General features: G+C 65.9%; 19 protein-coding genes. 15 read left to right on the top strand and 4 right to left on the bottom strand.

Features of this window, described 5'->3' with window-relative positions; all coding sequences use genetic code 11:
• Positions 1-18: 18 nt before the first annotated feature.
• On the bottom strand, positions 19-1,434 hold the full coding sequence (gene puuE, locus BT183_RS07375) for an allantoinase PuuE (protein ID WP_072340394.1): 1,416 nt from the start codon (positions 1,432-1,434) through the stop codon (positions 19-21).
• Between the two features lie 186 nt (positions 1,435-1,620).
• Here puuE and uraH point away from each other — a divergent pair, with 186 nt between their 5' ends.
• The 11 genes from uraH (at position 1,621) to BT183_RS07320 (ending at position 16,271) form a co-directional block, all read left to right on the top strand.
• Positions 1,621-1,977 carry a hydroxyisourate hydrolase gene (uraH, locus tag BT183_RS07370; protein ID WP_072340391.1) on the top strand — a complete coding sequence of 119 codons (357 nt, stop codon included), beginning with the start codon at positions 1,621-1,623 and terminating at the stop codon, positions 1,975-1,977.
• A 22-nt stretch (positions 1,978-1,999) separates the two neighbouring features.
• A complete protein-coding gene (gene xdhA / locus BT183_RS07365) occupies positions 2,000-3,457 on the top strand; it encodes a xanthine dehydrogenase small subunit (protein WP_072340388.1) in 1,458 nt (485 codons plus the stop codon).
• A complete protein-coding gene (gene xdhB, locus BT183_RS07360) occupies positions 3,457-5,784 on the top strand; it encodes a xanthine dehydrogenase molybdopterin binding subunit (RefSeq protein ID WP_072340385.1) in 2,328 nt (775 codons plus the stop codon). The genes xdhA and xdhB overlap by 1 nt, the downstream gene beginning before the upstream one ends.
• Positions 5,784-6,653: a xanthine dehydrogenase accessory protein XdhC gene (gene xdhC / locus BT183_RS07355; protein WP_072340382.1), complete on the top strand. Its 870-nt coding sequence runs from the start codon at positions 5,784-5,786 to the stop codon at positions 6,651-6,653. Before xdhB ends, xdhC begins: the two co-directional genes overlap by 1 nt.
• Entirely contained in the window at positions 6,643-8,208 is a 1,566-nt protein-coding gene (locus tag BT183_RS07350; RefSeq protein ID WP_072340379.1) for an ABC transporter ATP-binding protein, read from the top strand. Before xdhC ends, BT183_RS07350 begins: the two co-directional genes overlap by 11 nt.
• Positions 8,192-9,274, top strand: a complete 1,083-nt coding sequence (locus tag BT183_RS07345; protein WP_244545262.1) for an ABC transporter permease — start codon at positions 8,192-8,194, stop codon at positions 9,272-9,274. The genes BT183_RS07350 and BT183_RS07345 overlap by 17 nt, the downstream gene beginning before the upstream one ends.
• Positions 9,271-10,200, top strand: a complete 930-nt coding sequence (locus BT183_RS07340; RefSeq protein ID WP_072340373.1) for an ABC transporter permease — start codon at positions 9,271-9,273, stop codon at positions 10,198-10,200. The genes BT183_RS07345 and BT183_RS07340 overlap by 4 nt, the downstream gene beginning before the upstream one ends.
• A 33-nt stretch (positions 10,201-10,233) precedes the next feature.
• Entirely contained in the window at positions 10,234-11,322 is a 1,089-nt protein-coding gene (locus BT183_RS07335) for a BMP family ABC transporter substrate-binding protein (protein ID WP_072340370.1), read from the top strand.
• A gap of 233 nt (positions 11,323-11,555) precedes the next feature.
• Positions 11,556-12,779 carry a urate hydroxylase PuuD gene (locus BT183_RS07330; protein WP_072340368.1) on the top strand — a complete coding sequence of 408 codons (1,224 nt, stop codon included), beginning with the start codon at positions 11,556-11,558 and terminating at the stop codon, positions 12,777-12,779.
• The gene (guaD, locus tag BT183_RS07325) at positions 12,776-14,071 is read left to right on the top strand and encodes a guanine deaminase (RefSeq protein WP_072340366.1); all 1,296 of its coding nucleotides are present in this window, start codon (positions 12,776-12,778) and stop codon (positions 14,069-14,071) included. Before BT183_RS07330 ends, guaD begins: the two co-directional genes overlap by 4 nt.
• A 37-nt stretch (positions 14,072-14,108) precedes the next feature.
• Positions 14,109-16,271, top strand: coding sequence for a malate synthase G (locus tag BT183_RS07320; protein ID WP_072340364.1), 2,163 nt, complete (start codon positions 14,109-14,111; stop codon positions 16,269-16,271).
• A gap of 232 nt (positions 16,272-16,503) precedes the next feature.
• Here the strand turns inward: BT183_RS07320 and BT183_RS07315 are convergent, their stop codons facing one another.
• Positions 16,504-18,138 carry a CocE/NonD family hydrolase gene (locus BT183_RS07315; protein ID WP_072340362.1) on the bottom strand — a complete coding sequence of 545 codons (1,635 nt, stop codon included), beginning with the start codon at positions 18,136-18,138 and terminating at the stop codon, positions 16,504-16,506.
• A 24-nt stretch (positions 18,139-18,162) separates the two neighbouring features.
• Positions 18,163-19,875 (bottom strand): adenine deaminase, encoded by a 1,713-nt coding sequence (gene ade / locus BT183_RS07310; protein WP_072340360.1) that lies wholly within the window; start codon positions 19,873-19,875, stop codon positions 18,163-18,165.
• Between the two features lie 133 nt (positions 19,876-20,008).
• Between ade and BT183_RS20735 the strand changes: the two genes are divergently transcribed.
• Together BT183_RS20735 and BT183_RS07305 are read left to right on the top strand one after the other, a co-directional pair.
• Positions 20,009-20,179 (top strand): hypothetical protein, encoded by a 171-nt coding sequence (locus BT183_RS20735; RefSeq protein ID WP_177282419.1) that lies wholly within the window; start codon positions 20,009-20,011, stop codon positions 20,177-20,179.
• Positions 20,176-21,168, top strand: a complete 993-nt coding sequence (locus tag BT183_RS07305) for a DNA topoisomerase IB (protein WP_072340358.1) — start codon at positions 20,176-20,178, stop codon at positions 21,166-21,168. The genes BT183_RS20735 and BT183_RS07305 overlap by 4 nt, the downstream gene beginning before the upstream one ends.
• Before the next feature lie 9 nt (positions 21,169-21,177).
• Here the strand turns inward: BT183_RS07305 and BT183_RS07300 are convergent, their stop codons facing one another.
• A complete protein-coding gene (locus BT183_RS07300; RefSeq protein WP_072340355.1) occupies positions 21,178-23,358 on the bottom strand; it encodes a putative bifunctional diguanylate cyclase/phosphodiesterase in 2,181 nt (726 codons plus the stop codon).
• A 161-nt stretch (positions 23,359-23,519) separates the two neighbouring features.
• On the opposite strand from BT183_RS07300, the gene BT183_RS07295 reads away from it, so the two are divergent.
• Entirely contained in the window at positions 23,520-24,032 is a 513-nt protein-coding gene (locus BT183_RS07295; protein WP_244545261.1) for an MgtC/SapB family protein, read from the top strand.
• Between the two features lie 39 nt (positions 24,033-24,071).
• On the top strand, positions 24,072-24,254 hold the full coding sequence (locus tag BT183_RS07290) for a DUF3008 family protein (protein ID WP_072340352.1): 183 nt from the start codon (positions 24,072-24,074) through the stop codon (positions 24,252-24,254).
• Positions 24,255-24,398 lie beyond the last annotated feature (144 nt).

Here is a 24,398-nt window from a genome sequence, read left to right as displayed (position 1 = left end):
CGGCTGACGCCGCAGATCCTAGGGCAGGATCTGGCTCAGCCGGATGAAGGCGATGCGTTCGACCTGGCGGCAGGCCTCGGCGAATTCGGTCTCCCGATCATTGCCGAGCCGCCGCTCGAAAGCCGCAAGGATCGTAGCTTTGGTATTGTCCTTGACCGCGATGATGAAGGGGAAGCCGAAGCGCTCGACATAGGCGGCATTGAGCGTGGTAAACCGCTCGCGCTCGGCATCGGTCAGGGCGTCGAGGCCGGCCGAGGCCTGCTCCTCGCTTGAGGCTGCGGTCAGGCGGCGCGCCGCGGCGAGCTTGCCGGCAAGGTCGGGATGGGCGTTGAGCACCCCGAGCCGCTCCTCCGGGCTGGCCGTGCGGAAAACGCGGGCCATCACCGCATGCAGCCCCACCGCCGTATCGTGGGCCGGGCCGAGTTCACGCCGATAGGCGCGCTCGGCCACCCATTCGGAATGCTCGAAGATCGAGCCGAAAAGCTGGGCGAAATCATCATAGGGCAGGCGGCTGGGGCGAACCGTCTGCTCGACGAAGGGATGTTCGCGCAGCCAGTGCTCGGCGATGTCGATGCGCTTTGCAACCCACACCTTGCCCCGGCTCTCGATGTAATCGAGGAAGCGGATGAGCCCGGCGATACGCCCCGGCATGCCGACGAGCCGGCAATGCAGCCCCACCGACATCATCTTGGGCGATCCGGCCGCGCCCTCGTCCCAGAGCACGTCGAAACTGTCCTTGAGCATCTGGAAATAGGCTTCGCCATTGGGAAAGCCCGATGCGGTCGTAAACCGCATGTCGTTGGTGGCGAGCGAATAGGGAATGATCAGCTGCGGGCTGCCCAGATGCTCGCGGTAATAGGGCAGGTCGTCGTCATAGGTATCCGACACATAGGTGAAGCCGCCCTCCTCGGAGGCGAGGTCCACCGTGTTGACCGAGGTGCGGCCGCAATACCAGCCCACGGGCCGTGAGCCGGTGATCTCGGTATGGATGCGCACGGCCTCATGCAGGTCGCGGCGCTCGTGCTCGATATCGTGGTCGCGATAGTCGATCCATTTCAGCCCGTGGCTGGCGATTTCCCAGTCGGCATCGAGCATCGCCTTCACCTGGGCCGGTGAGCGCTCGAGCGCGGTGGCGACGCCATAGACGGTGACGGGCAGGTTGCGGCTGGTGAAGAGGCGGTGGAGCCGCCAGAAGCCGGCGCGTGCCCCATATTCGTACATCGATTCGACGTTCCAGTGCCGCTTGCCCGGCCATGGCGCGGCGCCGATGACGTCGACGAGGAACGCTTCCGAAGCGGCATCGCCATGCAGGATATTGTTCTCGCCGCCCTCTTCGTAATTGAGCACAAACTGCACCGCGACATTGGCGCCGCCCGGCCAGTTGGCGTGGGGCGGGTTGGGGCCGTAGCCATACATGTCGCGGGGGTAACGCATTGTCGTGCCTTTCGTCGTCCGGCTCCGGTTATCGCGCCGGGCCGGTCCCGAGGCAAGATGGCTGACGCCTTTGGCTGCCCGAGGCGAGGGCAAACTGGACCAGTTGGTAAAATTTCGTGCAGGCCCTCTTGGAACCGGCGCGATTTGCGTCGATAGTGCGTCATGCTGAAAACATCCGGAGGGGCCATGGCGGGAGAACCGCGCCTGACCACGCACGTCCTCGATACCATGCACGGCCATCCGGCCCGCGGCATGGCGATCGACCTTCACATGGTGCATGGCGATCATACGCACCTGATCGCCCAGAGCTATACCAATGCCGATGGCCGGCTCGACGCGCCGCTCCTGGCCGGCCCGTCGTTCCAGCTCGGGGCCTACGAGCTGCATTTTCACGTCGGGCAGTATTTCGAGCGGCTCGGTGTCGAGATCGAGATGCCTTTCCTCGAGATTGTGCCCATCCGCTTCGTCCTGAGCGAAAAATCGCATTATCACGTGCCGCTGCTGGTCTCGCCCTTCGCCTATTCGACCTATCGGGGCAGCTGATGACGGGTGTGGATTTCGCCTCATGACTGACCCCGCCAACGCCATCCGCTTCATCCTCAACGATGCCGAGATCGCGCTCGACACGCTGCCGGCAACGCAGACGCTGCTCGATTTCCTGCGCCTCGATCGCCGGCTGCGCGGCACCAAGGAAGGCTGCGCGGAAGGCGATTGCGGCGCCTGCACGGTGCTGGTGGGGCGGCTGACGGAGGCGGGGCTGGTCTATGAGCCTGTCAATGCCTGCATAAGGTTTACCGGCTCGCTCAACGCCACCCATGTGGTGACGATCGAGCATCTCTCGGTGCCCAACGGCCCGCTGCATCCGGTGCAGCAGGCGATGGTCGATCATCACGGCAGCCAATGCGGCTTCTGCACGCCGGGCTTCGTGATGGCGCTCTATGCGCTGTGGATGGGCACTCCACAGCCGAGCCGCACCGAGGTCGAAAAGGCGCTTCAGGGCAATCTCTGCCGCTGCACGGGCTACGCCCCCATCATCCGCGCCGCGCAGGCGGTGGCGGGAGAGCCGGGCGCCGATCCGCTTGTTGCCCATCGGCAGGCGATGGCGGACCGGCTCGCCGGCCTGCGCAACACCGACCGCATCGAAGTGGGCAGCGGCAAGGACCGGGTGATCGTGCCCGCAAGCGTCGATGATCTGGCCGATGCCTATGCCGAAAACCCCGGCGCCACCATCGTGGCCGGGGCCACCGATGTGGGGCTCTGGGTCACGAAGTTCATGCGCGATATCGGCCCCCTGATCTTTGTCTCCCATCTGCCCGAACTGCATCGCGTCAGCGATGCCGATGGCGTCGTGACGCTGGGCGCGGCCGTGTCCTATCGCGAGGCGGAGGCGGCGCTCGTCGCCCGTATTCCGGCGCTCTCGGGGCTCTGGAACCGCATCGGCGGCGAGCAGGTGCGGGCGATGGGCACGGTCGGCGGCAATATCGCCAATGGCTCGCCGATCGGGGACACCCCGCCGCCGCTGATCGCGCTGGGCGCCACGGTTACGTTGCGCAGGGGCCAGGAGCGCCGCACGCTGCCGCTCGAGGATTTCTTCATCGCCTATGGCAAGCAGGACCGGCAGCAGGGCGAATTCGTCGAGAGCGTCGCGGTGCCGCATCTGCCCACAGGCGAGCATCTCGGCTGCTACAAGATTGCCAAGCGCCGCGAGGAGGATATTTCCTCCCTGCTGGGTGCGTTTCGCGTCAAGGTCGAGGCCGGCACGGTGACATCCGCGCGCATCGCTTTCGGCGGCATGGCCGCGACCCCGAAGCGGGCGAAGGCGGTAGAGGCGGCGCTTGTCGGCCAGCCCTGGTCCGAGGCGACGGTCCTTGCCGCGCTGCCGGCCTTCGCCGAGGACTTCCAGCCCATCACCGACATGCGTGCAAGCGCCGCCTACCGTCTGCTGGTGGCTCAGAACCTCCTCCGACGCTTCTTTGCCGAGACACAAGGCAGGGCCGAGCGGCTCGTGCGGCAGGTGGCGTGATGAACAAGCATTCCACCATTCCCGCCCCGGTCATGCATCAGGACTTGAGGCACGATTCCGGACACAAGCACGTGTCGGGCCGGGCCGAATATATCGATGACATGGTCGAGCCGGTTGGCACGCTGCATGCCTATCTAGCGCTCTCGGACCGGGCCCATGCCGAGATCGTCGCGATCGATTTCGAGGCGGTACGGACGGCGCCGGGCGTCTTCGGCATCCTCACGGCCGACGATATTCCGGGCGAAAACGACGTCAGCCCCAGCCACAAGCATGACGAGCCGATCTTCGCGGTCGGCAAGGTGCATTTCTGGGGCCAGCCGATCTTCGCCGTGATCGGGGAAACGCGCGAAGCGGCGCGGCGGGCGGCGCGGCTGGCGCGGATCACCTGGCGCGACCTGCCGGCGGCGCTCGATGTCGATGCGGCGCGGGCGGCGGGCGGGACGCTGGTCACCGAGCCGCTGACGCTGAGGCGCGGCGATGTCGAGGCCGGGCTCGAGGCAGCCCCGCGCAGGATCAAGGGCCGCATCGCCATCGGCGGGCAGGACCATTTCTATCTCGAAGGGCAGATCGCCTTCGCCATTCCGGGCGAGGATGAGGATGTCATCATTCACTCCTCCACCCAGCACCCCTCCGAGGTACAGCTGATGGTGGCGCATGTGCTGGGCATTTCCCAGCATGCCGTGACGGTCAATGTCCGCCGCATGGGCGGAGGCTTTGGTGGCAAGGAGACGCAGGGCAACCTCTTTGCGGCGGTTGCGGCCCTCGCCGCCAAGCGCTGGAACCGGCCCGTCAAGATCCGCCCCGATCGCGACGACGACATGCAGGCGACCGGCAAGCGGCATGATTTCGTCGTCGACTACGATGTCGGCTATGATGACGATGGTCGCATCCAGGCCGTCGACGCGGTCTATGCCGCGCGCTGCGGCTTTTCCTCGGACCTTTCGGGGCCGGTGACCGACCGGGCGCTGTTCCACGCCGACAATGCCTATTGGTATCCGGCGGTTAAGGTGCGCTCCGAGCCGCTTTACACCAACACTGTCTCCAACACCGCGTTTCGCGGCTTTGGCGGGCCGCAGGGCATGATGGCGGCCGAGCGCTGGATCGAGGACATCGCCTATGGCCTGGGCAAGGATCCGCTCGATATCCGCAAGGCCAATTTCTACGGCACTGACGATCGCAACGTCACGCCCTACCACCAGACGGTGACCGACAACATCATCGGCCGGCTGGTCGACGAGCTCGAGACCAGTTCCGATTATCAGGCGCGCCGTAAGGCGGTGCTGGCGTTCAACACCATGGGCGGAGTGCTGCGCAAGGGCATCGCCCTGACCCCGGTGAAGTTCGGCATCTCGTTCACGGCCACCTGGTACAATCAGGCCGGCGCGCTGGTGCATGTCTATCGCGACGGCTCGATCCATCTCTCCCATGGCGGCACCGAGATGGGGCAGGGGCTCTACATCAAGGTGGCGCAGGTGCTGGCCGATGCCTTCGGGGTCGGGCTCGAGGCCATCAAGATCATGGCGACGACGACCGGCAAGGTGCCCAACACCTCGGCCACGGCAGCCTCGTCCGGCTCCGATCTCAACGGCATGGCCGCCTATGACGCGGCCCGGCAGATCAAGGCGCGGCTCGCGGCCCATGCGGCCCGCATCTACGAGGTTGCGGAAGCCGATGTCGCCTGGGTGCCGGGGGGCATCATGGCCGGCCGGCAGTTCGTCGCGTTCTCCGAGCTCGTGGCCTCGGCCTATCTCAGCCGCGTGCAGCTTTCGGCTGCCGGCTTCTACAAGACCCCGGACATCCACTGGGACCGGGCCAATGGACGCGGCCGGCCGTTCTATTACTTCGCCTATGGCGCCTCGGTGTCGGAAGTGACCATCGATACGCTGACCGGCGAATACACCGTCGATCGGGTCGATATCCTCCACGATGTGGGGCGTTCGCTCAATCCGGTCATCGATCTGGGGCAGATCGAGGGTGGCTTCATCCAGGGCATGGGGTGGCTGACCACCGAGGAACTGGTATGGGATGCGCGCGGGCAGCTGCGCACTCATGCGCCATCCACCTACAAGATCCCGCTGGCCTCAGATGTGCCGCCGATCTTCAACGTCAGGCTGGCCGAATGGAGCCAGAACAGGGAGATGACCATCGGCCGCTCCAAGGCGGTGGGCGAGCCGCCGCTGATGCTGGCCATGTCGGTGGTCGAAGCCCTCTCGATGGCGGTGGCCTCGGAGGCGGACTATCGCGTCGCGCCGCGCCTCGATACGCCGGTCACGCCGGAGCGCGTGTTGATGGGCATTAAGCGCATGCGCACAGAGCGCCCGGCGTGATGGCACTCGACGCCGCCTCGCTCGCCGTCTTCCTCAGCCGTGAGCCGGCCGCCATCGTCGCCGAACTTCTCGTCGTCCGGGGGTCGAGCCCGCGCGAGGCTGGCACCTTCATGGTCATCGCGCCCGAGGCGCTCATCGGCACCATCGGGGGCGGGGCGCTGGAGCATATGGTGATCCGACGCGCCCGGCAGGCGCTTCGCGATGGCCTGCCGCCCGGCACCATGGATGTGCCGCTCGGCCCCGAAATCGGCCAATGCTGCGGCGGCCGCGTCGAGGTGGCAATGCGGGTGGTTGACGCTGCAGAAGCGGACCGCCTCACCGCCCGCCTCGAACGCGCCGATGCCGGCCGGCGGCCGGTATTCATCTTCGGAGCCGGGCATGTGGGGCGCGCGCTGGCGCTGGCGCTGGCGCCGCTGCCCTTCCGCGTCACTGTAATCGACACGCGCCCCGAGACGCTCCAGCATCTGCCGGAGGGTGTCGCCGGGCAGGCCGTGGCGATGCCCGAGGCCGTGGTGCGCCGGGCGCCGGCCGGCAGCGTCTTTGCCATTCTCACCCACGACCACGCGCTCGATTTCCTCATCGCGCGTGAGGCGCTCGCACGCGGCGATGCGGCCTATGTCGGCATGGTGGGCTCCAGGACCAAGCGGGCGCGCTTTGCCAGCTGGTTCGAGGGCGAAGGCGGCACCCGCGAGCAATTGGCGCAGCTGCGCCTGCCCATCGGCAGCCTCGGTTTGCGCGACAAGCGCCCGGCGGTGATCGCGGCACTGGCGGCGGCGGAAATTTTGGTCCACAGTGCCTCTCGGGAAGCTGGACTGACGGGCGCGCAACTGCCTACGGGGGCATTGGTGGGGGCGGCTGATGAGCATTGATGCGCCGGTGCGGCTCGCGCTCAAGGGGATCACCAAGCGGTTCCCCGGCGTGCTGGCCAATGACGATGTGAGCTTTTCGGTCCGCGCTGGCGAGATCCACGCGCTGCTGGGCGAAAATGGCGCGGGCAAATCCACCCTCGTCAAGATGATCTACGGCATCATGCAGCCCGATGCCGGCACCATCGCCTGGAATGGCGAGATCGTGACCATCGCCAACCCCAAGGCGGCGCGCCGGCTGGGCATCGGCATGGTGTTCCAGCATTTCTCGCTGTTCGATGCGATGACGGTGCTGGAAAACATCGCGCTGGGCCTCGACGCAAAGCTCACGCAGCGCGAGCTCGAGGCCAAGGTGCGGGCCGTGATGAGCCAGTACGGGCTGGTGCTCGACCCGCATCGCGTGGTCGCCACGCTGTCGGTGGGCGAGCGGCAGCGCATCGAGATCGTGCGCGCGCTGCTGCTCGATCCGCAATTGCTGATCATGGACGAGCCGACGTCGGTTCTGACCCCGCAGGAGGTTGAGGCGCTGTTCGCGGTGCTGCGGCGCCTCTCCGCGGAAGGGCGCTCGATCCTCTACATCTCGCACAAGCTGCACGAAATCCGGGCGCTCTGCCACACGGCCACCATCCTGCGCGGTGGCAAGCTTGTGGCGACCCTCGATCCGCGCGTCGAGACGCCGCGCTCCATGGCCGAAAAGATGATCGGCGCGAGCCTCAAGGACATCAGCAAGGATCCCAATCGCCGCTTCGGCAAGGAGCGGCTGTTGGTTTCCGGTCTCACGACGCTTGCCGAAGACGAGTTCGGTGTGGCCATCGACAGCGCGAGCTTTGCGGTGAGGGCCGGTGAAATCCTCGGCATCGCCGGGGTCGCCGGCAACGGGCAGAACGCCTTGCTCGATGCGCTCTCGGGCGAAATCCTCGGCACCCATGGCGATGCCGTCCGGCTCGACGGTACCCCGATCGGTTTGATGGGCACGACCGCCCGGCGCCGCCTCGGGCTCTGCGCCGTGCCCGAGGAGCGCAACGGCCACGCGGCGGTCGGCGATTTCAGCCTTTCGGACAACAGCGTGCTCACCGCGCGGGACCGGCTCAAGATGGTGTTGGCCGGGCTGATCAATTCGGGCGCGGCAAAAACCTATACCGGCAAGGTCATAGCGCAGTTCGCCGTCAAGGCGCTGGGCCCGCATTCTACGGCCGGCTCGCTCTCGGGCGGCAATCTGCAGAAATACATCATGGGCCGCGAAATCCTGCAAAACCCCTCCGTGCTGGTGGTCAGTCAGCCGACCTGGGGCGTCGATGCGGGCGCGGCGGCGGCCATCCATCAGGCGCTGGTCGATCTCGCGGCGGCGGGCTCGGCCATCGTCGTGATCAGCCAGGACCTCGATGAATTGCTTGCGCTCTCGGATACGCTGCTGGTGATCAATGGCGGCCGCCTGAGCAAGCCGCTCGATGTGGGCGCCGTCTCGATCGAGGAGATCGGCCTCCTGATGGGCGGTGTGCACGGCACCGAGGATGAAGTGCATATCGCACCGGGAGGCCAGATTGCAGTTCCGGCTTGAAAAGCGCGCCGAACCCAGCCGCCTGATGCTCTATCTGGCGCCGATCCTGGCGCTGGCGATCACCGCCGTGCTGGGGGCGCTGCTGTTCTCGGTGATGGGCTATGACGGTATCGGGGCGGTGCGCGAGATCTTCCTCACGCCCCTCACCAACCCCTATAAATGGCAGGACCTCGCGGTCAAAGCCTCGCCGCTGGTGATCATCGCGGTGGGGCTGTCGGTGGCCTATCGCGCCAATGTCTGGAACATCGGGGCCGAGGGGCAATATATCGTCGGCGCCATCGCCGGCACCGGCGTTGCGCTCCTCACCTACAATCTCAGCGGCCCGTGGATCCTGCCGCTGATGCTCGTGGCCGGCATGGCGGGCGGGGCGGCCTATGCCGCGATCCCCGCCTTCTTGCGCACGCGCTTCCGCGTCAACGAGATCCTGACCACGCTGATGCTGACCTACGCGTCGGTGAATCTCCTCAACTACCTCGTCTTCGGGCCGTGGAAGAGCCCGACGGCGATGGGCCAGCCGCAGACGGTGCTGTTCTCGCTTGACCAGTCGCTGCCCTATGTGGTGCCGGGCACCATCATCCATCTGGGCACCCCGATCGCCATCGCGGTGGCGCTGATCGTCTGGCTGGTGATGTCGCGTTCGGTCTTCGGCTTCCAGATCCGCACCGTCGGACTTGCGCCCCATGCCGCGCGCTATGGCGGATTTTCGGCCGATCGCACGGTCTGGATGGCGCTGCTGCTGAGCGGGGCGCTGGCGGGGCTTGCCGGCATTCTCGAAGCCGCCGGCCCGTTCGGTCGGCTCGTGCCGCAGTTTCCGACCAATTACGGCTTCACCGCCATCATCGTCGCCTTTCTTGGCCGGCTCCATCCCATCGGTTGCCTCTTCGCCGGCATCATCCTCGCCATCACCTTCGTGGGCGGCGAGGTGGCGCAGACGACCATGCGGCTGCCGTTTGCGGCGGTCGGGGTGTTCCAGGCGATGGTTCTGTTCCTGCTTCTGGCGGCGGATTTCTTCGTGCGTCACCGGTTCCGGGCAGTCGAGCCCAAGACTTCCGCGAGGCCGGCATGAACAGCGCCCTCATCGTCCCCTTCATCGTCACTCTCGTGGCCGCCTCCACGCCCATCCTGCTCGCGGCGCTGGGCGAACTGGTGGTGGAAAAGAGCGGCGTGCTCAATCTGGGCGTCGAAGGCATGATGCTGATCGGCGCCATGACCACCGCCGCCGTGATGCTGACCACCGGCAATCCCTATCTCGCCATCGGCAGCGCGGCCCTTGCCGGCGCCTTCGCGGCCCTGCTGTTTGCGGTCCTGACCCTGTCGCTTTCGGCAAATCAGGTGGCGACCGGGCTGGCGCTCACCATCCTCGGAACGGGCCTCACCGCGCTTGTCGGCCGACCCTTCACCGGCCAGCCGGTGCCGACGCTGGGGCCGCTCTTTCCGCCCGCACTCGCCAATGATCCGATCTGGCGGGTGATCTTCGGCTACTCGCCACTGGTCTATCTCTCGCTCGCCATGGTGGTTGCGGTCTGGTTTTTCCTGATGCGCACGCGATCCGGGCTGATCCTGCGCGCCATCGGGGAATCCGACACCTCCGCCCATTCCATCGGCTATCCGGTGATCGGAGTGCGCTACCTGGCCGTGCTCTTTGGCGGGGCTATGGCCGGCATCGGTGGCGCCTGCTTCCCCTTGATGCTCACCCCGCAATGGGCCGAGCGGCTGACGGCCGGGCGCGGCTGGATCGCGCTGGCGCTCGTCGTCTTCGCCGCCTGGCGCCCCTATCGCCTGCTCGCCGGCGCCTACATCTTCGGGCTTTTGATGACGCTCGAAGTCTATGCCAAGACCTCCGGCGGTGGCTTCCGCATCTTTCCCTCCGAGTTCTGGGCCGCACTGCCCTATCTCGCGACCATTCTCGTGCTGGTCTTGATCTCGCTCAGCCGCAAGGGCAGCACCAGTGCGCCGGCCTGCCTCGGCAAACCCTTTTCGCCCGCCGGGTGACCCCGCTTCATCGTGAACATCAGGAGACACGACATGATGAGACTCAATCGCCGCCATATCATGCAACTGGGCGGTGCCGCCGCAGCGCTGCCGCTGCTGGGCGGCCAGGCCTTCGCCCAGGAAAAGGTGAAGGTCGGTTTCGTGCTGATCGGCACTCCTGACGACAATGGCTGGAATTATGGCCACGACCAGGGCCGGCTGTTCATGCTCGACGCCATCGGCGAGGACAAGGTCGAGACCACCGTGGTCACCAATGTCGCCGAAGGCCCGGATAGCGAACGCGTGTTCCGCGAACTGGCCCAGCAGGGCCATCAGCTGATCTTCGGCACGAGCTTCGGCTATGGCGATTATATCCACCGCGTCGCCCGCCAGTTCCCCGACACCCGCTTCGAATGGGCCACCGGCAACCTGACCGCGCCCAACGTCGCGCTCTACAATGCCAAGTTCCATGAAGGCCGCGCCGTGCTCGGCACCATTGCGGGCCTGACCACCAAGACCAACAAGATCGCCTATGTCGGCTCCATGCCGATCCCCGAAGTGGTGATGGGCATCAACGCCTTCGCGCTCGCGGCGCGCAAGGTGAACCCCGAAGTCGAAGTCACCGCCGTCTATGTCGGCAGCTGGTTCGATCCGCCGCGCGAGGCCGATCTCGCCCGCTCGCTGATCGCCCAGGGCGTCGACGTCATCACCCAGCACACCGACGGTCCGGTCATCCCGCAGATCGCGGAATCCTCGGGCATCGTGGGCGTTTTCGGCCAGGGCGCCGACATGAGCGCCTTTGCGCCCAACACGCACCTGACCTCGATCATCGACCATTGGGGCCCCTATTACGTGCAGGCCGTGCAGTCGCTGATCGATGGCACCTGGACCAATGGCAGCGTCTGGCCGGGCCTCAAGGAAGGCGAAGTGCTGATCGGGCCCTATAACCCGAACCTTGCGGCCGACGTCGTCGCCAAGGCCGAAGAGGTCAAGAACGCCATCATCGATGGCTCGCTGCACCCCTTCGCCGGCCCGATCAACGACAACACCGGCACCGAGCGCGTTGCCGCCGGCGACATCATCGACGACGGCGAGTTCTGGGCCGTGGACTGGTATGTCGAAGGCGTGAGCGTCGTAGAGTAAGGCTCGAGGGAAGCGCCCTCGTTCCGCATCCGGAAAGGGGGCGCTTGTCTGCTCATAGCCCGTGTGCGTTGATCTGCGTGGCCTGACACAGACGCACTGTGAAGATCTGAGCATTACACCGCCTCGAAAGCGCCTGCCCACCCACGACGTCATTCCCGCGAAAGCGGAAATCCAGTCTTTATGCCCACGGGCACGGGTTACGGCCTGAATCTGAACCTGCGGACGAGCACGCCATGACTGACTTCGCGATCTTCTGGGAATGGCTGAGCTTTGCCGCCCGCTGGCTGCATGTGATCACCGCGATCGCGTGGATCGGCTCGTCCTTCTATTTCATCGCGCTCGATCTTGGGCTGCGCAAGACGCCGAGCCTGCCTCCGCTCGCCCATGGCGAGGAATGGCAGGTGCATGGGGGCGGGTTCTACCACATCCAGAAATATCTCGTGGCGCCCGAATTCCTGCCCGAGCACCTGACCTGGTTCAAATGGGAGAGCTACGCCACCTGGCTTTCGGGCTTTTCCCTGCTCGTCATCGTCTATTACGTCGGAGCCGATCTCTATCTCATCGATCGCAACGTGCTCGACGTGCCCAACTGGGTCGCAATCCTCATTTCGATGGGCTCGATCGCACTGGGCTGGCTGGTCTATGACACCCTCTGCAAGTCGCCCGTGGGCAACTCCACCAACGGGTTGATGCTGGTGCTGTTCGCCATCCTCGTGGCGATGGCCTGGGCCTATACGCAGGTCTTCACCGGCCGCGCCGCCATGCTGCATATGGGTGTGTTCACCGCCACCATCATGAGCGCCAATGTGTTCATGATCATCATCCCCAACCAGAAGATCGTGGTCGCCGATCTCAAGGCTGGGCGGGTGCCGGACGCCAAATATGGCAAGATCGCCAAGCAGCGGAGCCTGCACAACAACTATCTGACGCTGCCCGTCATCTTCTTCATGCTCTCGAGCCATTATCCGCTGGCCTTCGCGACACAGTGGAACTGGCTGATCGCGGCGCTGATCTTTCTCGTCGGCGTCGTCATCCGGCATTACTTCAACACCCGCCACGCGCGAAAGGGCAATCCGCACTGGACCTGGGCGGTGGCCGTGGCCCTTTTCCTCGTCATTGCCTGGCTTTCAACCTCGCCCAAGCTGCCGACCGGGGCAGAGACCGTGCTCTCGCCCAGCGCCGCCGCGTTCGAGGCCAGCCCGCATTTCGTGGCCGTGTCGCAGATCGTCGATACGCGCTGCGTCATGTGCCACACCGCCGAGCCGGTGTGGGACGGGGTGCACCAGCCGCCCAAGAACGTCATTCTCGATACGCCCATCGCGGTCGCCAACCATGCCCATGAGATCGCCATCCAGTCCGGCTGGAGCCATGCCATGCCCCCTGGCAATGTCTCGGAGATGACCGATGCCGAGCGGGCGCTGATCGTCGCCTGGTTCCGCGAGGGATCGGGGCGGTGAAAAGGGTCCTGCGCGGGCGTGTCCTCAGCTTTTTCGCCGAGCCCCAAGGCCGCGGCGATACGGCAAGCTACAGCTATTTCGAGGATGGCGCGGTGCTCATCGCCGATGGCGCCATCGTCTTTGCCGGTACGTGGTTCGACGGGCTGGCCGATGGCGCCGAGCTGGTCGATCACCGGCCCAACCTCATCCTGCCCGGCTTCATCGACGCCCACATCCATTATCCGCAGATGCAGGTGATCGGCTCCTATGCCGGCAGCCTGCTCGAATGGCTCAACACCTACACCTTCGTGGAAGAGCAGCGTTTTGCCGACCCGGCCCATGCAGAGCGCATTGCCGGGCGCTTCCTCGACGAACTCGTGCGCCACGGAACCACCACCGCGGCGGCCTATTGCACGGTGCATCCGCAATCGGTCGATGCGTTTTTTGCTGCGGCGGCAGAGCGCAACATGCTGATGGTAGCCGGCAAGGTGATGATGGACCGCCATGCCCCGCAGGCCCTGCGCGACACGGCGCAGACGGGCTATGACCAGTCGGTGGCGCTGATCGAGCGCTGGCATGGCCGGGGCCGGGCGCACTACTCCATCAGCCCGCGCTTTGCCATCACCTCGACCCCCGAGCAGATGGAGGCCACGCAGGCGCTGGCGCGCCAGTACCCGGATCTCCATATCCAGACCCATGTCGACGAGAACCTTGCGGAAATCGAGTTTGCCCGCTCGCTCTATCCCAATGTGGCCGACTATCTGGGCATCTATGAGCGCTACGGGCTCCTGGGCCCGCGGACGCTTCTGGGCCATTGCATCCACCTCACCGATCGCGAAGTCGGCCTTCTGGTCGAAACGCGATCGGTTGCCGTCTTCTGCCCCACATCGAACCTGTTCCTCGGCTCAGGCCTCTTCAACCACCAGCGTCTGCGCGAGGCCGGGGCGCGGGTAGCGCTTGCGACCGATGTGGGCGGCGGCACCAATTACGCGATGCTGCGCACGCTAGACGAGGGCTACAAGGTTCTGCAGGTGCAGGGCCAGCGGCTCGATCCGCTCAGCGCCATCTACATGGCGACGCTGGGCAATGCGCGGGCGCTGGGCCTCGAGCACCGCATCGGCGCCATCGTCAGCGGCATGGAGGCCGATCTCGTGGTCCTTGATGCCACCGCCACCCCGCAGATGAGGCTGCGCATGGAAACGGTAAATTCCCTCGAGGAAGAACTGTTTCTGCTCCAGACATGCGGGGATGACAGGGCGGTCGTCGAGACGTATGTAGCGGGCGCGGCGCAAAAATCCCGCCTGCCGGCCTGATCAAGGCCGATCCAACCGAACGAAAGAGGGCGGTCCCATGACGAACACTGTCGAACGCGCAGGCCTTACGGTCGATGCCCAGCTGGCGCAATTCGTCGAGACCCGCGCCCTCAAGGGTCTGCCGCTCGATCCGGCTGCGGTATGGCAGGGCTTTGCCCATCTCGTGGCCGAGGCGGGGCCGCGCAACCGCGAACTGCTCGCCATCCGCGAGCACCTGCAAAGCCGCATCGATCAGTGGCACATCGAGAACGGCCCGGTCTCCAACAATCCCGCCGGCTACCAGCGCTTCCTGCGCGAGATCGGCTATCTGGTCGATGAGCCGGCCGATTTCTCCATCGAAACCGAGGGGCTCGATCCCGAGATCGCCAGCATCTGCGGGCCGCAGCTGGTGGTGCCGGTCTCCAACGCCCGCTATGCGCTGAATGCCGCCAACGCCCGCTGGGGCAGCCTTTACGATGCGCTTTACGGCACCGATGCGGTTTCGCGCGCGGGCGATCTGGCGCCGGGCAAGGGCTACAATGCCGCCCGTGGCGCCGCCGTCGTGGCGCGGGCCGCCGAGTTTCTCGACGAGGCCTTCCCGCTCGCCAAAGGCAGCCACAAGGATGTGACGGCTTATGTCGTGGCCGAGACCGCCGGCATCGCCGCGCTCGCCATCGATACGATTTCGGGCCCGACCAAGCTCAAGGATGCCAGCCAGTTCGTCGGCTATGCCGAAGAGGGCGGGCGGGCGGTGATCCTGCTCGTCCATAACGGGCTGCATGCCGAGCTGGTGCTTGATCGCACCACGCCCGTGGGTTCCGCCCACCCGGCCGGCTTGTCCGACGTCGTGCTCGAATCGGCGCTGACTACGATCCAGGATTGCGAGGACTCGGTCGCGGCTGTCGATGCGGAAGACAAGGTCGGGGTCTATGCCAACTGGCTCGGCCTGATGGATGGCACGCTGACCGAAAGCTTCGAGAAGGGCGGCCGCACCATCGAGCGCCGGCTCAATCCGGATCGCACCTATCGCTCCGCCAGGGATGGCAAGCCGCTCGTGCTCAAGGGCCGCGCGCTGCTGCTCGTGCGCAATGTCGGGCATCTGATGACGACCCGCGCCGTGCTCGACGCCGAAGGCCAGCCGATCGGCGAGGGCCTGCTCGATGCGTTCGTCACAGCGCTCTGCGCCATGCACGACACCACCAATTCGCGCACCGGGGCGATCTATGTGGTCAAACCCAAGATGCACGGGCCCGAGGAGGTGACCTTCGCCTGCGAGATCTTCGCGGCGGTCGAGAGCATTCTCGGGCTCAAGCCCGAAAGCATCAAGATCGGCATCATGGATGAGGAGCGGCGCACCTCCGCTAACCTCAAGGCGGCGATTTATGCGGCGCGGCGCCGGGTGTTCTTCATCAATACCGGCTTCCTCGATCGCACCGGCGACGAAATCCACACCTCGATGCGTGCCGGCGCAGTGCTGCGCAAGGATCAGGTGCGGTCCGAAAAGTGGCTGTCCTCCTACGAGGATCGCAACGTGCTGATCGGGCTTGCTGCGGGTTTTTCAGGCCGGGCGCAGATCGGCAAGGGCATGTGGGCGCGCCCCGACGACATGGCCGAGATGCTGCGCCAGAAGATCGGGCACCCCAATGCCGGCGCCAACACCGCCTGGGTGCCGTCGCCGACGGCCGCGACGCTGCACGCGCTGCACTATCATCAGGTCGATGTCTTCGAGGCCCAGAAGCGTCGCCACAATCAGCCGGTGCCGGGGCTCGATGCGCTGTTCTCGATGCCGGCGCTCGACCGCACCGAACTCACCCGCGAGCAGATCAAGCGCGAGATCGAGAACAATGCCCAGGGCATCCTGGGCTATGTGGTGCGCTGGGTCGATCAGGGCGTCGGCTGCTCCAAGGTGCCCGACATCAACAATGTCGGGCTGATGGAAGACCGCGCCACCTGCCGCATTTCGAGCCAGGCGCTGGCCAACTGGCTGCTGCATGGCGTGGTGACCGAGCCGGAAGTGCGGCAGACCTTCGAGCGCATGGCCGCCGTGGTCGACAAGCAGAACGAAGGCGATCCGCTCTACCAGCCGATGGCCGGAAATTTCGCCACCTCCATCGCCTTCCAGGCCGCGCTTGATCTGGCGCTCAAGGGCGCAAAGCAGCCCTCGGGCTATACCGAGCCGCTGCTGCATGCGGCACGCGAACGGGTGAAGGCGGCTGGCTGAGGGTTTGCGCGGAGGGGCTTATGGCCCTCGCCGTCTGCTCGTGGTGCCACTGTCGACTCACAGGGGTCGCGTTAGCGGTGTAGACTCCTTGTTGAGGACTTTTTGAACCAAAGCTGGATTCCCGCGAAGGCGGGAATCCAGTTTGCGGTGTCAGACTGTCGTGAATCCTTGTGAGGCCCAGACCACCTACGCCGAGATGAACGGCCGGCGGCCCATCCTGCCGCCACCCCCCTCAAACCATACACACCGGCAAACTGATGCTGCTCGGATGGTCCGGATCGTGGAAAACCTCGATATCGGCGGCAATAAGCGTCGTCGCGCTGCCCACAGGCTCGTCGGTGCCGGTGTTGCGGGCAAAGCGCGGATGGGCGCCCGAGGCGACGATCACCCGCAGCCGATGACCCGCCGCGAAGCGGTGCGCCGTGGCGTGGAGGCGGATGGGGATCGACCACACCCCGTCCGGCCCGGTCGCCGCACCCGCGCGCTGGCGCACCAGCCCGTCGCAGATATTGGTCGAGACGCCCTTTTCATCGACATCGCAGAGCCTGACGAAGAAATCGGCCGTCGGCAGGCTGGCGCGCGCAAAGAGCCAGGCTTCGACATTGCCGATCACGGTCACGTCTTCAGCCAGCGGATCTGAGGTGTAGACCAGCACGTCCTTGCGCTTTTCGAGCGGCGCGTTGTCCACCGGTCCGGCCCCTGTAAACGCAAACATCGCCCCCCCGACATTGGGCGTAGGCTTCGCCGGATCGTAGCGATAACGATCGGGCGGGGATGGGGAGGGCGCCTCGGGGGCAAGTCGCTTGCTGCCTTGCAGATGCCAGATCTCCGGTTCGGGCGGCCGGGGCGGATAGTGGTCGAACTCCTGCCAGCCGGGTCCGCCGCTGATATGGATGCGCACCGGCTTGTCGCGCAGCCCCGTGCTGTCATCGAGCAGCTGGCTGCGCATCCAGATCAGCGTTTCGCGCACGCTCTCGGTCTGCATCTCGCCGGTAATGTGGGTCCAGGGCCCGACGGTGAGGTAGGGCCGATGCCCCGCCGAGACCAATGTCTGGTAGTCGCGCAAAAGCTGGTCGACCATGAAGTCGTACCAGCCTGAGATGAAGTGGTTGGGCGGCGTCTTGGGCCCAAGCCGATGGGTATGGTCCATCCGCGCCCAGAAGGCGGGGTTGTCGACCGCTTCGACCAGCCAGCGCCGCCAGAAGGGCACCGCGTTGCGGGTCAGCCGCTTGTCGGCATTGATCAGCGGCAGCTTCATCGCCGCTGCCCGCGTCGCCTTCTCGATGCCGCCCGAGACCATGCGCTGCGCCGTGACGACGGGATTGCGGCGAATGCCCTCCACCACCTGCATCCACGAGAGCCAGAGCCCCAGATGCAGCGCGCCGCCGGGGAAGACGACGCTCTCGAACTCGGCGCTCGTGACCTTGGTCGACATCGCCGAGCGTTCGGGCAGCGCGTCGCAGATGGCCCATTGTGCATAGCCCAGATAAGAGGGACCGGAGGTGCCCAGCCGCCCGTCATACCAGGGCTGCTGCCCGAGCCAGTCGAGGGTGGCAAGCCCATCCTCCCGCTCATTAGCGAGGGGATCGAATTCGCCGCCAGAGCCGGCGGTGCCGCGACAGGCCTCGATCAGCACGTTGAAGCCGCGTTCCGCATAGCATTCGGCGACGGTGTCAAACCCCTTGAGGCCATAGGGCATGCGCATCAGGATGGTGGGGTGCGGGCCCTCGGCGCGCGGAAAATAATGGGCAGCCTCCAGCATCACCCCATCGCGCATGGGGATGGAGAGGCCCTTGGTATGCCCGGCAGGGAAGAGCCGCTTGGGCAGGCGCGCCGCGCGGGCGAGGAAAAAACTGGCCAGACCCATGGTGCCGCTCCTGCTGCTGCGCCTTCAGCTGACGAAATCGAAGGCGTCGACGTCAAAGAGACCCCGATCGGTCATTTTGAGATGCGGGATGACCGGCAGGGCGAGGAACGCGACCTGCAAGAAGGGCTCGGGCAACACGCAGTCGAGCGCGCGTGCCGCCTCGCGCAGGATTTCGAGCTGGTGGGCCACCGCCTCGAAGGGCTGGTCGCTCATGAGGCCTGCAATCGGCAGGGCCAGCTCGGCCGTGACCGCGCCGCCCTCGGCCACTACGAACCCGCCGCCGATCGCGATGAGCCGGTTGACGGCGGTCGCCATGTCCGCATCCGAGACCCCGACGACCGTGATGTTATGGCTGTCATGGCCCACCGACGAGGCGATGGCGCCGCGCTTCAGGCCAAAGCCCGTGACGAAACTGCGCCCGACATTGCCGTTGCGGCCATGCCGTTCGATCACCGCGACCTTGATGACGTCTTTTTCCAGGTCGGGCGCCAGATTATCCTCCTCGTCGCGTGCAAGGGTGGCACTCTCGCGGAAGGTGAGGATGAGGCCGGGCTTTACCCCGATCACCGGCGTTTCGTTGCGACCCGGCATGGCCGGGGTCCTGAAGGTCGCAGCGGAGACCGGTTCGGCCTTGACCGAAGCGAGCCCGGTTATCGCCACCGGCCGGCGCTGCGCAAAGCTTTCGGGCGTAACGAGCTTTCCACCCGCGATCACGTCGCTGACCCTGCAGTCCTCCAGACTATCGAGCAGCACGATGTCCGCCCGCCATCCGGGCGCCAGGAGTCCGCGATCGCGCACGCCGAAGATGCGGGCGGCCGAATGCGAGGCGGCGCGATAGACGTGGTGGAGCGGGCAGCCGCGCCCGATCAGCCGGCGGATGGAGCTGTCGAGGTGCCCCTCTTCGGCGATGTCGAGCGGGTTGCGGTCATCGGTGCAGAGCGCGACGAAGCTCGACGTGTCGGCCGTGAGCAGGGGGGCCAGCGCCTCGAGGTCCTTGGAGACCGAACCTTCGCGGATGAGGATGGCCATGCCGCGCGCCAGCTTTTCCTGCGCCTCGGCAAGGCTCGTCGCCTCATGGTCGGTGCGGATGCCGGCCGCCGCATAGCCGTTGAGCCCGAGCCCCGAGAGCAGCGGCGCATGCCCGTCGATATGCCCGTCCTGGAAGGCCGCAAGCTTAGCCAGAATGCCGGGGTCGCCGGCGAGCACGCCGGGAAAATTCATCATCTCGGCGAGGCCGATGACCTTCGGGTGGTCGCGGAACGGCAGCAGATCCTCGATTTCGAGCGTCGCGCCATTGGTCTCGAAACCGGTGGCCGGCACGCAGGACGAGAGGTTGACGCGGATATCCATGATCGTGGTTTCGGCCGAGCGCAGAAACCAGTCGATGGCCTCGGCCCCAAGCACATTGGCCATTTCATGCGGGTCGCAGATCGCCGTGGTCACGCCATGGGGCAGCACGCAGCGGTCGAATTCCTGCGGGGTCACCAGCGAGGATTCGATGTGCAGGTGCGTATCTATGAAGCCGGGCACTGCGAACCGGCCATGGCCCTCGATGGTTTCGATGCCCTCATAGGCGTGGTGCGTGCCCACGATCCTGTCGCCGACGATGGCGATGTCGCACGCCGTGATCGCACCGGTGATCACATCGAGCAGCCGCACATTCCTGATCACGCGGTCAGCGGCGATCCGGCCGGATCCGGCCTCGATCATGCGGGCCAATTGGGCTGTGTCGGTCATGTCGTCTCCCAGGTGGTGAGGCGACAGTCGGTCGCGGCGCCTGCCGGGTCAAGCCGGAACCGCGCATGGCACCGCCGCGTTGCTAGCTCGATTGGATCGATCGCATCGATCAGGCAACACCACAGGGGCACGAATGACTTACGATCCGCACAAGTCGACCACCGAAGTTCGCCAGGGCAACAAGCGTCGCATGAACCTGCGAGTCTTGGTGATCTCGCTCATCGGCATCATCGTGCTCTTTGCCATCATCTATTTCGTCTACATGGCCGGCCAGCCGATGCCGGAAATTCCGGCGCAGCCATGAGGCTAAAGCGCATCCGTCGCGATCAGCTCGCCCTGCGCCGCGTTCGTCGCGGCCGGGGCCACGTGCTTGTCGCCGACGATGGCAGCATCCTGCGCGAGCCCGAGCTCGTCGCCCGAATCAAGGCGCTCGGCATTCCGCCGGCGTGGCAGGATGTGCGCGTGGCCCACGAGCCGCACGCCCATATCCAGGCCTGCGGCACCGATGCCGCCGGCCGCATCCAGTATATCTATCATGGCGAGTGGACCGTGCGGCGCGATCGCAAGAAGACGCGCCAGCTCATGGCCCTGTCCGAGGCGCTGCCGCGCATTCGTCGCGCCGTGCAGCGCGATCTCCAGGCCGAAGCCGGCAGTCGCCTTCTCGCCATCGCTATCGGCGTGGCGCTGATCGATCGCACCGCGATGCGCGTCGGCCGGGAGCGCTATCTTGCGACCAATGGCACGCGCGGCGCCGGCACGCTTTATTGCCGCGACGTGAATGTCAATGGCGAGGAGGTCTGCGTCACCTTCCCGGCCAAGAGCGGCAAGACGGCGACCTATTGCTTTACCGATGCACGGCTGTCGGCCGCCATCGCGTCGATCCTTGCCATTCCCGGCAAGCGGCTGCTGCAATGGCGCGATGCCGAGGGCAAGGTGCATGCCCTCAACACCAGCCAGATCAACGCCTATCTGCGCGAGGCCTCCGGCGTGCCGGTCACGGCCAAGGATTTCCGCACCCTGCATGCCAGCGCCATGGCGGGCGAGGTGCTCGCCGCGATGGAGCCCGCCACCGCCGAGCGCGGGCGGAAAAAGCAGATGGCCGAGGCCACCCGCCAGGTGGCCAGCTTCCTGCAAAACACGCCCGCCGTCTGCCGCGCCAGCTATATCGCCCCTTGCCTGTTCACGCTGTTCGAGCGCGGCCGACTGGCCCGTTTGTGGACCGGCGAGACCATTGCGCGGGGCGGCCTGCGCATCCGCGAGGCGCGGCTGGCCGCCGTCCTAGGGGCAGTTTAAAACTGCTGCTCAGGCCGTACGTGCTTCGCGGTGCAGGTGCAGGTTACGGTCCCTGTTGAATACAGCTTCGACGTCGGCCGGGCTCAGCGGCGCCGAGAGCAGATAGCCCTGGTAGGTGTCGCACCCCATGGCGCGCAGCGCCGACATCTGCTCTGCGGTCTCGACGCCCTCGGCGGTGGTCTTGATGCCCAGCGCGTGGGCGAGGGTGATCATCGCCTGGACGATGGCGGTGGAGGCGACATCGGGGGCCAGCTGGCTCACGAAGGACCGGTCGATCTTGATCCGGTCCACCGCATAGCGCTTGAGATAATTGAGCGAGGAATAGCCGGTGCCGAAATCGTCGAGCGCGATCTTGATCCCGGCGGTACGGAAGCGGCGCAGGCTTTCGGAGGCCACCTGACCGTCCTCGATCAGGATGCCTTCGGTGATCTCGAGTTCGAGATCGTCGGGGCGCATCCCCGTCTCATCGAGAAGCGCGAAGACACGGTCGGGGAATTTCGGGTTGCGCAGCTGGGTGGGCGAGATGTTGACGGCAATCGTCATTCCCGGCCAGCGCGCGCCCATGATGCAGGCCTGCCTCAGAACCACCTCGCCCAAGCTTTCGATCAGCCCGGTGCCCTCGGCGATGGGTACGAACTGAGCGGGCGAGACCTGGCCCAGTGTCGGGTGGCGCCAGCGCACCAGCGCCTCCGCGCCATCGACGCGGCCAGAGCGTCCTTCCACCAGCGGCTGGAAGGCGACCGAAATCTGGTCGGTGCGCCGCAGGGCCTCCCGCAGGTCGGCTTCGATCCGGTGGCGGCTTTGCAGCAGCTCGTTCATGGCCGGCTCGAACATCACCACGCGGTTGCGGCCGCCGGCCTTGGCCTCGTAAAGCGCGATATCGGCCTTGCGGGTCAGCTCCAGTCGATCCCGGTCCCGCCGCTCGGCCAGCACCACGCCAACCGAGACGCCGACAAACACCTCGCTGCCGCGCAGCACGAAGGGCAGGCTCATGGCCTCGACGATGGCATTGCCCTGCGCCAGGGCCGCCTGCGGATCGGCGGCCTGCCCGATGATGCCGAATTCGTCCCCGCCGAGCCGCGCGATCACATCGTCGGGGGCCACGAGGCCACGCAGCCTGTGGCTCACGCAGCGCAGCAATTCGTCGCCCGCCTCATGGCCCAGCGTGTCGTTGACATGCTTGAACCGGTCGAGATCGAGCATCAGCAGCGACAGGCCCTCCCGCCTGTTGCCCGCTGCAAGCGTCCGGCCCAGCACCGCATCGAAATGGCTGCGATTGTAGAGATCGGTGAGGGGGTCGTGCGTCGCCTGCCGCTGGGCTGCCGAGCGGCTGGACTTGAGGGCTGCCGAATGTCGCCCGATCTGATCCAGAAGAAGAAGCACCATCACGGTGACGACCAGCACCGCTACGCCGATGGCCGGCGCCGTCGACTGCATGACCAGCCGGCCGGGTCGGAACACCGACCATTCGAGAAACGCCACGAAGCGCCCATTGGCGTCGATGAGCGGGTAGACCGCTCGGCTGGGGTCGTCGCTGCGCGTCGTGGTGAAGGTCGGCTCATCGAGCAGGCCACCGCTGCCGAGCGCCTGCGCCACCTCGCCATCGAGCGTCTTGACCGATACGTGCAGGAGAGTGCGGGCGGGGTCGGGCAGGGGCATGATCGAAGCCAGCACCGGCCTGCCTTCGAAGGCGAGATAATCCGAAACCGCTTGCCCCATGCCCGGCTTCTGCTGCGCCATGGCGCGCGCGCGCCCGAGCGTCGGGACGAGCGCGGCGAGCAGCGGGCCCGCCGCTCCGGGCTGCACCGAACCCCTGCCGTCGGCGGCAAACACCTGAACGTCGTTGTCATCAACAATGGCCACCATATCGTGGCCGAATATGTCGAGCAGAGGCCGTGCGAGGGGCTCGAATCCCGCGCCCCCATCCGCCGCTCCAGCGCTTGTGGATGCACCGGCAGCCGCCACCACGCTCATCTGCTGGCGGACGACGTCACCGCGCAGTGCCGTGAGACTGGCCGCGACGATCGATGTCTGGCGCTCGGTGCCGAGCCGGTCGAGCTGGGCTGAAGACGACACGATAAAGAGCACGATGGCGGTGCCGGCGATGATCAGGGTGATCACGACCGGGGCCAGAAGGCTGGTACCGAACGGTCCCTGGAGCGACTTTCTGATCAGCTCGCGGTTCAACATCGTTTCGCTTCTATCGGCGCGGAAGGCCCGTAAGCGGAACGGTAAGCCGTGCCACATTGATGGGAGGTTACCGCAACCCAGCCCGCATTTCCATTTCAACCTCGGGAACTTCAAATGTTGCAAAATGTTGATGCACACATCAATGGGCAGGATGGAACACGATGGATTGGGCTGCGGAACTCGGCTTTGCGCGAACCTATATGAGCGAACAGGTGATCCTGGTTCGGCTCGGCGTGGCGGCAATACTGGGCGGTGTCATCGGCTATGAGCGCGAAGCCAATTCCGGCGGCGCGGGGCTGCGCACGCACATTCTCGTCTCGGTGGCGGCGGCGCTCTTCACCATCCTCGCCTTCGAAATCTATTATCTCGGCTCGGCCACCGATGCCGGCCGCGTCGATCCGATCCGTGCGGTCGAGGCGGTCACGGCCGGCATCGCCTTCCTCGGGGCCGGGGCGATCTTTCGCGGCCAGGGCTCGGTGCGTGGGCTGACGACCGGGGCGGGCATGTGGCTCGCGGGCGCGGTGGGCGTCGCCTCGGCGCTGGGCTTTTACATCATCGCTGCCGCCGTCGCCGCCTTCGCGCTGATCGTGCTGGGGCTGCTCAAGGCCTTTTCGCACAAGATCGTCGGCCGCGATCATCCCCATCATGACCGCGAGCGGGAACACGACCTCTAGGCGGACGTTACGTGAGTCTCTTGCACAGGGAGACAGATCATGCCCGCACAGTCGAAGGCTCAGCAGAAAGCCGCAGGCGCTGCACTGGCCGCAAAGCGAGGCGACGCCAAAGTGGGGGACCTCAAGGGCGCGTCCCAGCAGATGTATCAATCCATGACGGAAAAGCAGCTCGACGACCTGGCCAGCACCAAACGCAAGGCGCTTCCCGACAAGAAGGACTGATGAGGGGCCGGCGGCCCTTGGCTGTCTGTCACGGCCATTGCGATCCTGTCCTGCAATTTGCAGGATACCGCCGGTTGCTTTCAGTGAAGTGATTCCTGCCGGTAATCGAGGGGCTTTGCGCGCCGATTGAGCCTCTGCATCGGG

It is taken from the genome of Devosia enhydra (assembly GCF_900119845.1).
Classification (GTDB): domain Bacteria; phylum Pseudomonadota; class Alphaproteobacteria; order Rhizobiales; family Devosiaceae; genus FPKU01.
The sequence above is the reverse complement of the archived record's forward strand: the minus strand, read 5'-3'. Positions and strand labels throughout refer to the sequence as shown.